13 protein-coding genes are annotated in these 14,070 nt (G+C 47.9%); 7 read left to right on the forward strand and 6 right to left on the reverse strand.

Annotation, left to right across the window (positions count from 1 at the left end):
* Positions 1 to 53 precede the first annotated feature (53 nt).
* Both BI182_RS13965 and BI182_RS13970 read right to left on the reverse strand, forming a co-directional pair.
* Complete coding sequence (locus tag BI182_RS13965; RefSeq protein ID WP_286808741.1) at positions 54 to 1,013, reverse strand: D-2-hydroxyacid dehydrogenase; 960 nt, start codon at positions 1,011 to 1,013, stop codon at positions 54 to 56.
* A 61-nt stretch (positions 1,014 to 1,074) separates the two neighbouring features.
* A complete protein-coding gene (locus BI182_RS13970; RefSeq protein ID WP_228880596.1) occupies positions 1,075 to 1,398 on the reverse strand; it encodes a cupin domain-containing protein in 324 nt (107 codons plus the stop codon).
* A 221-nt stretch (positions 1,399 to 1,619) separates the two neighbouring features.
* Between BI182_RS13970 and BI182_RS13975 the strand changes: the two genes are divergently transcribed.
* From BI182_RS13975 to BI182_RS14005, 7 genes are all read left to right on the forward strand, one after another.
* Positions 1,620 to 2,747 carry a helix-turn-helix domain-containing protein gene (locus BI182_RS13975; RefSeq protein ID WP_070371319.1) on the forward strand — a complete coding sequence of 376 codons (1,128 nt, stop codon included), beginning with the start codon at positions 1,620 to 1,622 and terminating at the stop codon, positions 2,745 to 2,747.
* Entirely contained in the window at positions 2,744 to 3,613 is an 870-nt protein-coding gene (locus BI182_RS13980) for a CPBP family intramembrane glutamic endopeptidase (RefSeq protein WP_070371318.1), read from the forward strand. Before BI182_RS13975 ends, BI182_RS13980 begins: the two co-directional genes overlap by 4 nt.
* 500 nt (positions 3,614 to 4,113) lie before the next feature.
* Entirely contained in the window at positions 4,114 to 4,899 is a 786-nt protein-coding gene (locus BI182_RS13985; protein ID WP_286808742.1) for an ABC transporter substrate-binding protein, read from the forward strand.
* Between the two features lie 184 nt (positions 4,900 to 5,083).
* Positions 5,084 to 5,764 carry an amino acid ABC transporter permease gene (locus BI182_RS13990; RefSeq protein ID WP_070371316.1) on the forward strand — a complete coding sequence of 227 codons (681 nt, stop codon included), beginning with the start codon at positions 5,084 to 5,086 and terminating at the stop codon, positions 5,762 to 5,764.
* A 9-nt stretch (positions 5,765 to 5,773) separates the two neighbouring features.
* Positions 5,774 to 6,493, forward strand: a complete 720-nt coding sequence (locus BI182_RS13995; protein WP_286808876.1) for an amino acid ABC transporter ATP-binding protein — start codon at positions 5,774 to 5,776, stop codon at positions 6,491 to 6,493.
* 123 nt (positions 6,494 to 6,616) lie between these two features.
* Positions 6,617 to 6,970 (forward strand): P-II family nitrogen regulator, encoded by a 354-nt coding sequence (locus BI182_RS14000; protein ID WP_286808744.1) that lies wholly within the window; start codon positions 6,617 to 6,619, stop codon positions 6,968 to 6,970.
* On the forward strand, positions 6,960 to 8,174 hold the full coding sequence (locus BI182_RS14005) for a cation:proton antiporter (protein WP_286808746.1): 1,215 nt from the start codon (positions 6,960 to 6,962) through the stop codon (positions 8,172 to 8,174). Before BI182_RS14000 ends, BI182_RS14005 begins: the two co-directional genes overlap by 11 nt.
* A gap of 95 nt (positions 8,175 to 8,269) precedes the next feature.
* Here BI182_RS14005 and BI182_RS14010 read toward each other — a convergent pair whose 3' ends face one another.
* The 4 genes from BI182_RS14010 to BI182_RS14025 all read right to left on the reverse strand — a co-directional run bounded on the left by BI182_RS14010 (position 8,270) and on the right by BI182_RS14025 (position 14,016).
* Complete coding sequence (locus tag BI182_RS14010) at positions 8,270 to 9,214, reverse strand: ABC transporter ATP-binding protein (protein WP_286808747.1); 945 nt, start codon at positions 9,212 to 9,214, stop codon at positions 8,270 to 8,272.
* Between the two features lie 4 nt (positions 9,215 to 9,218).
* A complete protein-coding gene (locus tag BI182_RS14015) occupies positions 9,219 to 10,103 on the reverse strand; it encodes a glycine betaine ABC transporter substrate-binding protein (RefSeq protein WP_286808749.1) in 885 nt (294 codons plus the stop codon).
* Positions 10,100 to 10,741: an ABC transporter permease gene (locus BI182_RS14020; RefSeq protein ID WP_242871607.1), complete on the reverse strand. Its 642-nt coding sequence runs from the start codon at positions 10,739 to 10,741 to the stop codon at positions 10,100 to 10,102. The genes BI182_RS14015 and BI182_RS14020 overlap by 4 nt, the downstream gene beginning before the upstream one ends.
* A 203-nt stretch (positions 10,742 to 10,944) precedes the next feature.
* A complete protein-coding gene (locus tag BI182_RS14025; protein WP_286808751.1) occupies positions 10,945 to 14,016 on the reverse strand; it encodes an EAL domain-containing protein in 3,072 nt (1,023 codons plus the stop codon).
* Between the last annotated feature and the right edge of the window lie 54 nt (positions 14,017 to 14,070).

Here is a 14,070-nt window from a genome sequence, read left to right on the forward strand (position 1 = left end):
GCGTCTCTTTGTTTTGAAATTTTTTATTTCGTGTTTTTTGTATTTTAATTTTATCAACCGCTCACCACATTGCGCTGCTCACCTTTTAGATAACAGGCCAGATTATCCACCGCAATGTCCATCAGCCGCTGCCGGCTTTCCCGGGGAGCCCAGGAAATATGGGGCGTAATAATGATGTTTTTGGCCTGCAGCAGCGGGTTGGTCAGTTTGATGGGCTCAGTGGAGACCACATCCACCGCTGCCCCGCCGACCTTGCCGCTGTTAAGGGCATCCCGAAGATCCGCTTCAGCAATCAGCTGGCCCCGGGAGTTGTTAATAATCAGCACCCCATCCTTCATCTTGCGGATACTTTCGGCATTGATCATCTCCCGGGTGTATGAAAAAAGTGGCACGTGCAGCACAATCACATCAGCTTCCTGATACAATTCATCGAGACTCACATAGTGGCAGGTCTCTGATTCCAACTCCGGGTATTTCATCACATCATAGGCCAGTACCTTCATCCCCAGGGCCTGAGCAATGTGACCAGTGCGCTGACCGATTTTTCCAAAGCCGATGATCCCCATGGTTTTTCCGCTGAGTTCAATCAACGGATAGTTCCAGTAACACCAGTCCTGGTTATTGGCCCAATCCCCGGCCAGCACCGAATGAGCATGATCACCAATCCGGTGACATAATTCCATCAGCAGGGCAATGGCAAACTGGGACACTGCATTGGTGCCATAGCTAGGAATATTGGTAACGGTAATCCCCCGCTCACTGGCCGCTGCCACATCCACGATGTTATAGCCGGTCGCCAGCACCCCAATGTAATTAAGCTTTGGGCAGCGGTTCAGGGTTTCGCAGGTGATCGGGGTTTTATTGGTCAGAACCATCTCGGCATCGCCAATCCATTTTGCCACCTCGGCTTCGGCGGTACGGTCATAAACCATCACCGTTCCCAATTTTTCCAGACTCTCCCAACTGAGGTCCCCGGGATTCAGGGCATATCCATCCAAAACAACTATCTTCATTTCTGTCACCTAGTTTCTGCGTAATTTTTGGTATATCTTCATTGCAATCTTATTTCTTTCGTTACTCTGGCAACTCAGCTGGTGGTGGCGCCTTGATCAGAATCAGTTCCAGGGTTTCCGGGTTAAAGTTATTCAGCACCATTTTGGTATTACCGGGAATTTTTAATACCGTCCCCGCCGGATAGGCATAATAATCCTGATCATCGAGCTGCAGCGAGACAATCCCCCGGACCACTGTCATATAGACCACCGCATTGGTAAAGTGTTCGGGGAAACCGTCACTCTGATTAATAATCACATGCATATAATGAAGGTTTTCATCGAGAATCACCTTTTCAACGACCTTGTCATTGCCGCCTGTCAGTTTAAATATCTGCTCAACCATTGTCTTTCTCCTTTTCTTTACGCTGCTTTTATCATTCAAATGATACGATGTATTTTTTATACCCATATTTAACGGGTTTAAAAACGCAAATATCAGATCTTATTATTTTTTACGATTAAGCTTGGTTAAATCACCTGTTAGTTGATTTATTCAACCAAAATCAACTGCAAATCCATTGTGCTTTTTCTTGAAAAATCCTATAATCAGGTTGAGGTGATGAAATGAAAGAACTGAATATTGGCAAAACGATCGTAACCAAACGCCGGGAAAAGGGCCTGACCCAGGAAGATCTGGCTCATTATCTGGGAGTGTCCAAGGCCTCGGTATCCAAATGGGAAACCGGGCTAAGCTACCCGGATATAACCTTACTGCCCCATCTTAGCGCCTATTTTAATATTTCCATCGATGAACTGATGGGTTATTCCCCCCAGCTGACCCCGGCAGCGATCAAGGCCCTTTATCATCGGCTGGCCGATGACTTTGCCAGCAAACCCTTTGCTGAGGTTCTGGCCGAATGCCAGCTCATCATTAAGAAATACTATTCCTGTTTTCCGCTGCTGTTGCAGATGGCCGTACTGCTGGCCAATCATCATATGCTGGCAGCTGATCCGGCAGCCGCCACTGCCGTACTGAATCAGGCGGTGACCCTCTGTCAGCGGATCAGAGCTGAGAGCGACGACCGGATTCTAGCCCGGGATGCGCTCTCTATTGAAGGCACCTGCTATCTGATGCTGGGTCAACCGGCTCAGGTGATGGATCTGCTGGGCGAAGATGTCCGGCCCTTCCCCACCGATACCGAAATGCTGGCTCAGGCCTATCAGATGGCCAGCAACCCCGATAAGGCCCGGCAGGTTCTGCAGATCAGCAGCTACCAGCATCTGCTGTTTCTGGTTTCGACGGCTTCCGCCTATCTGATGCTAAATGCCAGTGATCTTGACCAGGTCGAAACGATTCTGGCCCGCACCCTGGGGGTCGCCAAGCTTTATGATCTCGATGCCCTGCATCCCAATACCATGGCGCAGGTTTATCACGCCGCCGCTCAGGTCTATGCCATTCATCAGGACGCTGACACCACCCTGGCCTTTCTGGCGGATTATACCGAGGTCTGCGTTTCTGACTTTTTTCCCTACGCCCTTCACGGTGATGACTATTTTGACGCCATCCAGCCCTGGTTTGAGACCTTTGATCTGGGCGTCGGCCCGCCCCGCAGCGAAGACGTCATTAAACAAAGCATGCTCGACGGCCTGGTGGCCAATCCCCTGTTTGATTTTCTCAAAGAGGATCGCCGCTTTGTGGATCTGATCAAAAAATTGGAAGCACATTTAATTGATGAAGGAGACAAACAATGAAACGAATTGGAATTTTTTTAGGCATCACTTTCTTACTGACCTGGGCCCTGGAATTTGCCTTAATGGCCAATGGCGGGCTGGGAAACAGCTACGCCATTGCGGTGCTGTCAGCCGTGATGCTGATGCCCGCACTGGGGGTGGTGGCCACCCGGCTGATTACCCGGGAAGGCTTTCAGGATTTTGGACTTAAGCCCCATTTTAAAGGCAATGTCCGCTATTATCTGGCTGCCTGGTTTGGTCCGGCGCTACTGATTATTTTCGGGGCGATCCTCTATTTTTTGATCTTTCCGGCCCAGTTCGACCCCTCCATGAGCCAGATTACTGCTCAATATGCCGCCCAGGGCATCACGCTGCCCGATGGAAGCATGACAGCCATCTTTATTTCTCAGCTGCTCTTGGGGATTTTTCTCAGCCCGTTGCTTAATATCATCACCACCTCCGGTGAAGAAATCGGCTGGCGGGGTTATCTGCTGCCCAAGCTGATGGAACACTACAGCCCCCGGGTTTCGATCGTTATTTCCGGAGTGATCTGGGGTCTGTGGCATGCCCCGATTATTGCCATGGGGCATAATTACGGCACCGGCTATCCCACTGCGCCCTGGGGCGGGATTGTGGCGATGGTGATCTTCTGTGTGGTAGTGGGCGCCTTTTTCTCATTGCTGGCGATCCGCACCAAGAGCTTTCTGCCCGCTGCCATCGCTCATGGCTCTTTAAATGGTATGGCCGGGATCTCCCTCTTTTTTGCCCTGGGCACCCCCAGTCCCTTTATCGGGCCGCTGCCGGTGGGGATCATCGGCGGGCTCGGGTTCATTGTTGTCGGGATTTTATCGTTTGTCCGGGTGGGCAGTAAAAATACCATTGATTAATTATAAAAAACACCAAAAAACAAACAATCATTCTTGGCTTTTAATATGAAAATGATTTTAGGTTGACATAATGATATAGCTTTGATATAATATGTCCAATAAAGTTGTGAAGTATGTACTTTGAGTAGTTTTCCTGGTGAGCTTGTTTACGTGTTGAGAAACGTGGAAATGTGTAAGCTGGGAGCTTAATAAATGAAACCTGTACAGAAAAACATTTTATGGAACTGGGGCTTGTGTAGGATCGAGAGGTCATACACTATACTATTGGACATTTTTGTCACAAATGGTATATTGTGAGTTATTTTTTATAGCGAAGCTAGGGCACTCTAACTCTGTATTTACAGAGTTGGAGTGCCCTTTTTTTTATAAATTTTTCCTTTAAAATTTTGGATTTCTCGACGAACTCGGTAGCTATTGCTTTTCCTTGATTTTAATCACTCAATCGAGAAAGGATTAAATCAAGTTTATATAAATTTACTAATTTTATTCAGGAGGAAGAAATGAAAAAGTTAATGATGATGATTTTAGGGGTGCTGTTGGTCGGTATTTTAAGTGGCTGTTCCGGAGCATCTGCTGACGAAACCACCTATTCAAAGATTATCGAAAAAGGTGAGATGACCTTTGCTATGACCGGAGCTTATCCCCCGTTTAACTATATCAATGAAAATGGTGAACTGGCCGGATTTGATATTGAAATTGCTGCTGCCATCGCCGAAAAAATGGGGGTTACGGCCAAGCCCATTACCGTCGAATGGGACGGTATCATCGGCGGTCTGACCGGTAATCGTTTTGATATGATCATCGGCAGTATGGCGGTGACAGAGGAACGTCTGAAACAGGTTAGTTTCACCGATCCCTACTACTATGACGGGGCACAGTTTTTTGCCAAAGCCGGTTCGGGATTAAATAGCATCAATGAACTGGAAAATGGTAAGGTTGGCGTCGTTACCGGTACCACCTTTCATGAATACCTGGATGGCATGACAAATATTGCCGAAATTCTTCAATTCCAGAGTGACGTCGATAATTTCAAAAGTGTCGATCAGGGCCGTTCTGATGGGCTGGTGACCAGCAAGGTCGTTGGCGCCCGAGCCCCGATTGATTATGGCGTTGCCATTGAACCCGTCGGTGATCTGCTGTATACCGAAAACATCGCCATCGCGATCCGTCAGGATGATAAGGAGCTGCTGGAAGCCGTCAACCAGGCTTTGGCCGCCATCATTGCCGATGGTACCTACGCCGAAATCAGCAACCGCTGGTTTGGCATCAATATTCTCGAAAAATAACCGTTATGCATTCAGGCAGACCGGATCTTAACCGAACTGCCTGAACCCATTTAAATCGGATCCGGGTGGATCTGAATGAAAAAATCTAAAACTGTGACATCCGTGTCTTTTTATCGAGACGACACGGATGTCATCATTTTATGGTTATTCTAATTTCTACTCATTCAAAAAAAGGAGGTATCCCATGGATGCTGTCATCAACAATAGTATTGAATTTTTTAAAACCGTGGTGGAGTTTGCGCCGAAGTTTATCCCCGGTGTCATCTTAACCCTGCAACTGGCGTTCTTTTCCATCATTCTGGGGATGATTATCGGTCTGGTGGTGGCCGTATTAAAACTGACCAAATATAAGTGGTTAAAAAAAACCATGGACGTCTATATCACCATCGTCCGGGGAACCCCCCTATTGCTGCAGCTGTATTTTATCTTTTATGGACTCCCCAGCCTGGGTATTATGATTGACGCTTTCCCATCAGCAATCATTGCTCTGGCCCTGCACAACGGCGCCTATATCAGTGAAATCTTCCGGGGTTCCATCGAATCCATCGACTACGGCCAGCGGGAAGCCGCCCGCTCGCTGGGAATGACCAAATGGCAGGCCATGAAACGGGTGGTGCTACCCCAGGCGTTTAAGCGATCAGTCCCGGCTTTGGGAAATCAGTTTATCATTGCCGTCAAGGACTCTTCCCTTGCCAGTGTGATCACGATCACCGAAACAATGCTGTTGGCCCGTCAGTTTAGCGCCGCCACCTTTAATGTCTTCCCGATTTATTTCACCGCCGGAGTGTACTACCTGATTATTACCATGGGACTGACCAAAGTTCTCAGTCAGGTCGAATTAAAGTTAAAAGTGAATGAGAGGTAAACAATGAGCATGATTGAAATTAAAAACTTACACAAATATTTTGGCGAACTGGAAGTGTTGCGTGGCATCGATTTAACCGTTTCCGAGAGTGAGGTCGTCTGTCTGATTGGTTCCAGTGGATCGGGAAAAAGCACCCTGCTGCGCTGTATCAATTTCCTGGAAGAAAAAAACGAGGGTGAAATTTATATTGATGGGCAAATGGTAACGGCCAAAGAGATCAACGAAATCCGCCAGAAGGTGGGCATGGTTTTTCAGCGCTTTAACCTTTTTCCCCATATGACGGTGCTGCAAAATGTGATGGAAGGTCCCATTACGGTTAAAAAAATGGATCGGAAGAAAGCCCGGGAGCTGGCCATGACATTGCTTGAAAAGGTTAACCTGCTGGATAAGGCTGACGAATACCCGGCCATGCTCTCCGGTGGACAGCAGCAGCGGGTGGCCATTGCCCGCTCGCTGGCGATGGAACCCAAGGTGATTCTTTTTGACGAACCGACCTCGGCCCTCGATCCGGAGCTGGTTGGCGAGGTCCTGGGCGTCATGAATGACCTTGCTAAAGAAGGCCGAACGATGATTATTGTGACCCATGAAATGGGCTTTGCCAAAGAGGTGGCGGATCGGGTCATCTTTATTCATGAAGGTCTAATTGCTGAAGAAGGTACCCCGGAAGATATTTTTGATCGCCCGGAAAACGAACGACTGCAGAACTTTCTGGGGCAAATTTTAGTCTAACCGACAATTTTGCCTGAACCAAAGTACCAGTCTCCGCATCAATCTCTTTTGATTTAGCTATGCTGAAGTGCTATACTGTTGATACGACAAATTTTAATCCACAGTCAGTACAGGAGGAAATCAATGAAGTTATTTGTATATGTCTTAAGCCAGCCGGATAAACTGGATCCACTGCTGGCAGCCTTGGCGTCCAAACAAATATGCGGAGCCACAGTGCTGGAAAGCCGGGGCATGGCCCGACACCTCAGTCATCTCCACGATGCCGATGAAATCCCGATTCTCGGTTCGTTAAGATCCTTTCTCAATCCGGATGTGGCCCAAGGCAATGTTATTTTTGTGATTCTCGAGGACGAAAAAATAGGCCAGGTTATCGACGTGATTGAAACCACGGTCGCCAATCTGGATGAACCGGATTCAGGGATTGTCTTTACCATCCCCGTCGACTTCGCGAAAGGTCTGTGTTCAATTGGAAACTAAAATCATCATCGAAATTGCAATCATGCTGTTAGCCGGAATTCTGCTGGGACGATTGGCCAAACAATTCAAAATGCCCAATGTCACCGGATACCTGTTTGCCGGACTTATTTTGGGCCCTTCGTTTCTCAATCTCATCTCGATGGATATGGTCAGCGGTTTTGTGGTGATCTCGGATATTGCCCTGGGTTTTGTCGCCTTTTCAATTGGCAGCCAGTTTGACCTCAACTATTTTAAAAAGGTCGGGATTGCTCCGGTTGTGATTGCCACGGCGGAAGCCCTGATGGCGGTAATTCTGGTCACCCTGGTACTGATGCTTTTCGGTTTTGATCCCAAGCTTGCGATCATGCTGGGGGCCATTGCCGCCGCCACCGCCCCGGCCCAGACCATTATGGTGATCAAGCAATATGATGCCAAAGGCCCGCTGACTTCGATGCTGATGAGCGTCGTCGCGATTGATGATGCGATTGCTCTGATCACCTTTGGTTTTGCCGCAACCATTGTCAATGCCATGAATTCAGCGGTCGAAACCAATCTGCTCCTCTCGATTCTGGCCCCCTTTTATGAGATCCTGATTTCATTTATCCTGGGTGCCGTCGCCGGAATCGTTATGAAGCTGTTTTTTCGGTTTTTCAAGAAACCCTCCAATCAGATTTGTATTGTCATCGCGATGATTCTGCTGACCTACTGGGTCGCTGATTTGCTTCACGGTTCCCCATTGCTGGCTTGTATGGCCCTGGGCGGTGTCCTGGTCAACATTTACCGCGATCATATTGATGCCCTGATGAAAACCATCGATGCCTTTACCCCACCAATTTTTATGGTCTTTTTTGTCATCTCCGGGGCTGGCTTTCAGATTTCCGCCTTACCCGCAATTGGACTGATCGGGATCATCTATGTGGTCGTCCGGGTTATCGGCAAAATGGCCGGGGCCTGGTTTGGCGGAAAAATCACCCATCAGGACGAAAATATCTGCAAATATATGGGACCAACCCTGATGCCCCAGGCTGGCGTCGCTTTAGGACTGGTGGTCGTAGCCGCCAAGGTTGTGCCGCTTAATGCCGAACAGATTCAGGTCGTTATTTTATGTTCCACCTTTATCTATTCGGTGGTCGGCCCGATTGCCGCCAAATATGCCCTGATCAAAGCCGGTGAAATCACACTGCCCGAAACCAGACCGGTTTCCCCTAAAAAAATTCATTCCTAAACCAGTAGTGGCGATGCTTCCTTTAAATAACCGGAAGCATCGCCATTATTAATTTATTTCCCACGCCATGGTGCCACTAAGCGCTGACGCCCTTTTTAAAACTTCAGCCGCGACAAACAGCCCAGGTCAAAGGCGCCCACGACTTGGCCGGCGCCATCCCGGACGCCAATCTGATTGACGCCGTTTTCCAGACAGATCCGGATCCCGACAATCAGCGGATCAGCGGCGCTGACCCACAGGGTTATCTCCTTTTCGGAGACATTGCCGTTAAAGGGACAAACCACCTGAGCGATTTTGACAATATTCAAATAGGATAGAAAGCCCTTGTTACCGATAAAGTCATCGGCAAAATGACTCTTGCTGTGAAAGACAATGGCATCCCGGGAACCCATTTCCATGATTTCGCCCTGATTCATCACCACAATTTTGGTCCCCAGCTTGATGGCTTCCTCAATGTCGTGGGTGACAAAGACAATGGTTTTATTCAGGGTTTGATAAATCCGGATGATTTCATCCTGGAGCACCCCCCGATTAATCTGATCCACCGCCCCCAAGGGCTCGTCCATTAAAATAATCTCCGGATCCGCCGCCAGCGCCCGGGCAATACCTACCCGCTGTTTCTGGCCGCCGCTTAATTCGTTGGGATATTTGGCCAGATAATTTTCTTCCAGACCGACCAACTGGATCAGCTCCCGAGCCCGTTCCTTCTTTACTGTTTCGCTGGCTTTTTGAATATCCAGGGCATAGGCAATATTTTTTTCAATGGTCAGATGGGGAAACAGCCCCACCTGCTGGATCACATAACCGATATTGCGTTTCAAGGTTATCGGATCCCACGCTTTGAGCTCTTTTCCCTTAATCCGGATTTCCCCGCTGTCGGGCTTGATCAGGCCGTTCATCATCTTTAACAGGGTCGTTTTGCCGCAGCCGGAAGGGCCGATCAGCACCACAAACTCGCCTTGTGAAACGGTCAGGCTCAAATGTCTTATAATTGGTTTCCCGGCTTGATACTGCTGGCTGACATCACGAAACTCGATCATCGGCTTATAATAAGCCCTTGGCTTTCAGGAATTCAGCGGCAACGTCACCAGCATCCCGGTTTTCTTTTTCCACATAGTAATTCATTTGCTGCATTTCCTGATCATTAATCTTTCCACCTAACTGATTGAGAATGGCCTTCAGTTCCGGGTATTTATCCAGAATTTCCTGACGGATCACCGGGGCAGCTTCATAAGCCGGGAAGAAGCCCTTGTCATCTTTTAGCACCTTTAAGTCATATTCGGCCAGCAGTCCGTCGGTGGAAAAGTTATTGATCACATCCACCTGACCCTCGCCGATGGCCTTGTATTTCAGACCGATATCCAGTTCTTTGGTTTCCTTGAAATTAAAACCATAGGCCGTAACCAGTCCGGGATAACCGTCTTCGCGTTCGTAAAAATCATACTCCGCTCCCAGGCTCAGGTTATTGCTCTGGGCCGCCAGATCCGAGAAGGTATTAATCCCCATGCTATCAGCTTTGCTTTTATCCATCGCCAGGGCGTAGGTATCATTAAAGCCATAGCGATCCAGCCAGGCAAAATTGTATTTTTCCTGATACTGTGTTTTAACACCTTCGTAAAGGGCTTTCGGATCGGTCACCAGCTCATTTTTTAACACAAACAGCCAGCCGGTGCCGGTATATTCCGGGTAGATGTCAATTTCGCTGGCTTCCATGGCTGGCTGAATATTGGAGGTTCCGCCGCCAATGCCCATTTTATATTCCACCTTAATATCAGAATTGGCTTCGATCAGCTGGCCCATCATTTCAGCAATGATATAGCTTTCCGCCATCGGTTTTGACGCAATAACTACTTTCTTTTCCTGATTTTGACAACCGGCTGCTAACAATACCAGCATGACGAGTAATACTAAACCCATCCACTTTTTCATTTTGTCCTCCTTAATAATCTTTTTTCAATTATTCCCAATATGCCATCAGCTACAAAGGCCAAAAGAGCTACCAGCAGACTGCCAGCCACCGTCATTTCATCAAAATTCGTGGTAATCCCCCGCCAGATCGCCACCCCCAGGCCCCCGGCACCGATAAAGGAAGCAATCCCGGCCAGAGCGATGGTCATCACCACCATGCTGCGGATCCCAGCGATAATCACCGGTAAGGCCAGGGGAAATTGAATCTTTGACAGCAACTGCCAGGGGGTGCTGCCCATTCCCACCGCCGCCTCAAGAATCTGATCATCTACTTCAGTGAGCCCCACATAGGTATTGCGGATTACTGGCAGCAGCCCGTAAATCACCAGGGCGATGATCGCTGTGGTATTGCCGATGCCGGTGATTGAGACAAAAAAACCGAACATGGCAATAGAGGGAATGGTATAAAGCACGTTAGTCAGGCCAATCACCACGCTAGCCGCTTTTTGTGATTTGGCAATCAGAACCCCGGTGGTCACCCCCACTACCGTAATAATCACAATCGCAATCAGACTCAGCACCAGATGCTGGAGCAGCAGTTCAATAAAAAAGTCGCTGCGGGTCTTAAGCAATTCGCCTAAATTTTTGATGAATTCCATGTAGTGTCCGTCTCCTTCTGATTATTTTCTTTCCTTAGGTACGCATCTAAGCAATTAGATTATAACAAAAATTATGTTGATACGTTATCATTGATACCCCCAAAAATAAGATTCAAGCAACACTCCAGATTGCGGAAACAAGACTTCACTCTGGTCCCCTAAAACACCAACGACCTCCACATCAGTGGAGGTCGCTTTATAGCTTAATGTACTCGGCTCAGCTGCTTCTCAAAGTCAGCTGCAGTCATCGGTTGGCCCCAGTAATAGCCTTGAACCTCATGACAGCCTTTTTCTTTTAGAAAAGCCAGCTGCGTCTCACTTTCCACGCCTTCGGCAACTACCAAAAGCCCCAACTTCTGGGCCAGATGGATCATCACCGAAATAATCGATTCATCCTTGGGATTAACTCCGATACCCCAGATAAAGGAACCATCGATTTTGATGCGATCCACCGGCAGGTCGTTTAAGCGGCTCAAGGACGAAAACTCGGTACCAAAATCATCAATGCTAATGCCCAACCCCAGTGCCTTAAGCTGGTGGAGGGTCAGAATCACTCCACAAGATTCGGCCATGGCGATGGTCTCGGTGATTTCCAGCTCCAGATATTGGCCAGCCAGGCCGGTTTCGGTCAGGCATTTCTCAACAATAGCAGTCAGATCATTGTCAAATTGCGCCGCCGACAGATTGACCGCTACCGGCAATGGCCTAAATCCCTGCGCCTGCCAGGCTTTGTTCTGGGCGCAGGCAGTCTTAAATACCCATTGGCCAATTTCACTCATCAACCCTTTTTGCTCGGCAATCGGAATAAATACCCCCGGCGAAACCATTCCCAGTTCCGGATGTTGCCATCGGAGCAGGGCCTCACAGCCAACCATCGTTTGGCTGCTTACATCAAATTTGGGCTGATAGTAAAGCGCTAGTTGCTGCCGCTCCAGAGCCCGATGGAGACTGTTGGTCAAGATCATTTTTTCCCGGATACAATTTTTCATCTCCTCAGAACAAAACACTACTTGTCCCTTGCCATTTTTTTTGGCGTCATACATGGCCAAATCGGCATGTTTGATCAGTGCCGAAACCGTCTCCCCATCTTCTGGAAAGACAGCGATTCCGCCACTTGCCGAAATATAAAACTCCTGCTCCCCCAGACACACGGGCTCTTTAAAAACTGCCATCAGTTGCCTTGCCACATCAAGCAGCTCATTCTTATGATTCAGCTGTGAAACCATGATCAAAAATTCATCTCCGCCAAACCGGGCCAGAGAATCGCCTTTACGCATATTGTCTGACAACCGTTGGCCGATATGGTTAAGTAGGTGATCGCCCCAGTCATGCCCCATGGTATCATTGACTTCCTTGAATCCGTCAAGATCCACAAAAATAACACCCAGCTGACTACCGTTTGACTTCATAGCAGCCATTGATTTTTCCAGTTGTTCATGAAAAAACACCCGATTGGGTAAACCCGTCAGCGTATCATAATAAGCCCGGCAGTGAATTTCGTTTTCATTCTCAACCTTACCGATGGCATCAGCCAGCGTATTCGCCAAGACGCGCAACAATTCCGGATCCGTCAGCGCTGGCACTTTGGCTTTTCCGATTTTGTCAAAGCCCAGAAAGCCAATGATTGTTTCCCGGCTCTGAATCGGAATCAGTAGCATTGCGGTGATTCCCTGCTGCACCATCATCGCTTTTTCCGGTTGGGCTTCAGCCGGTAGTTCATCGCAGGATCGCAGATAAACCAATTGATTATTAAAAATTGTTTTGGTAAACCAGGGGAACTTAGTCTGCCGGATATCTTCGTTAAGATTCACCGACGGAAAGTAGGGCTCGGCCAGCCACTCATTGGTGCAGCGCAGTTCACCCGAATCCTGAAAAAAACGTCCCACAAAAACCCGGTCGGCATTCATAATTTCACCACTGGTTTTTAATAAATACTGGACCTTTTCGTCAAAGTTGCTGGCAGACACCGACACAAATTGAGTCGTGACCTGGGAGATCATCTTTTGAAAACTGATCTGGCGGTTATTCTCGGTCAGTCTGGCAATATAAATGCGATTGGTATAACCCGCCAAGAGAATGGCCACCAGGCAAATAAAAAGTCTGGCCAGGTATTCCCGGGTGCCCACATTGACCCATTGATCCGGTTTCCATGAGACCATCACCAGACCAGCAATAATGGTTGCGGTTGCCAACAGAATAAACATTTTCTTTTGCTTAAAAACGATGGTTACTGATAAAAAAATCAGAGGCACTACCCAGATCACATTGGTCAGATAGGTATCGGGACGGAAGATGGTCAGGGGAATCGCAACCACCATAATCCCGGTGATAATCCGATCCTGATTGGCAATTGACAGTCCCGAAAAAGGCAGACTGTAAATAAACAGCCCCAAAACCAGATTGATGGTACTGACCGCCATTAAGCGCCATAACGGGAGATTGAAAAAGATAGCATTCCCCAAACCAATAACACTGATCACCACAAAAATCATCGCCATCGATCGAAACAGGCCCCGGTGGGTGTCATCGCTGAGAATTTCACTGAACTCTATTTTTTTGTCTGAATTTTCGGGAACCATCAGTTTATACTTCTTGATATCAAAGGTAAAGGCCGTCACCGGAATCAGTATAATAATCGGTGCCACCGAGGGAATCGGGTAAGCCAGCAGGTTGTTGGCCATCATTTCGGTGAGCGTACCCAAAGCAATCGCAATGGCAAAGGCCAGTAATAGCCAGAAGGCCTGTTGTTGTTTTCGGCGGTCTGGAGTGCTCGGGTACCACTGAAACAAAAGTCCCAGCGTCAGCAACGAAAAACTCAGGTAATAAAGATTGTAAAAGATATCCCAGAAATTGTTGACAGGAATATTTCCCCATCCCATTGGGGTTTGAACCAGATTGTACTGGGCATCAGCCAGCTGGGGAAACAGGGCAAAAACTGCAATCGTGATCACTGCTGGCAGATAAATGGCAATTCGAATCTTAAGATTACCCAACCACTGCTGGTGTTCGGTTAAAATCAACATAAAATGGAGCATCACACTAAAGGCAACACCCCACCCCAGGGCCGCAATCCGCCGCCAGATCAGCACACTCTGGACATCACTTAGGGTATTTGAAATGGCAAAGCCAAAGGCCCATACCGCATAGCTCATGCATAACCAGAAAAAAACCTGATTGAGCTGTTCTTTTTTGTTGAGAAACAAACAGAAAAATCCCAGGCAGCTATATAGAATAAATATCAAATAGAATAAAATAGAAATTTGGGTTTGCTGCATTTTATCCCCTTACGCTCTTTTTTATGTACTTGCAACCGGGCCTGGCTAGCCGTT

This window comes from Acetobacterium sp. MES1, from assembly GCF_002237635.1.
Classification (GTDB): domain Bacteria; phylum Bacillota; class Clostridia; order Eubacteriales; family Eubacteriaceae; genus Acetobacterium; species Acetobacterium wieringae.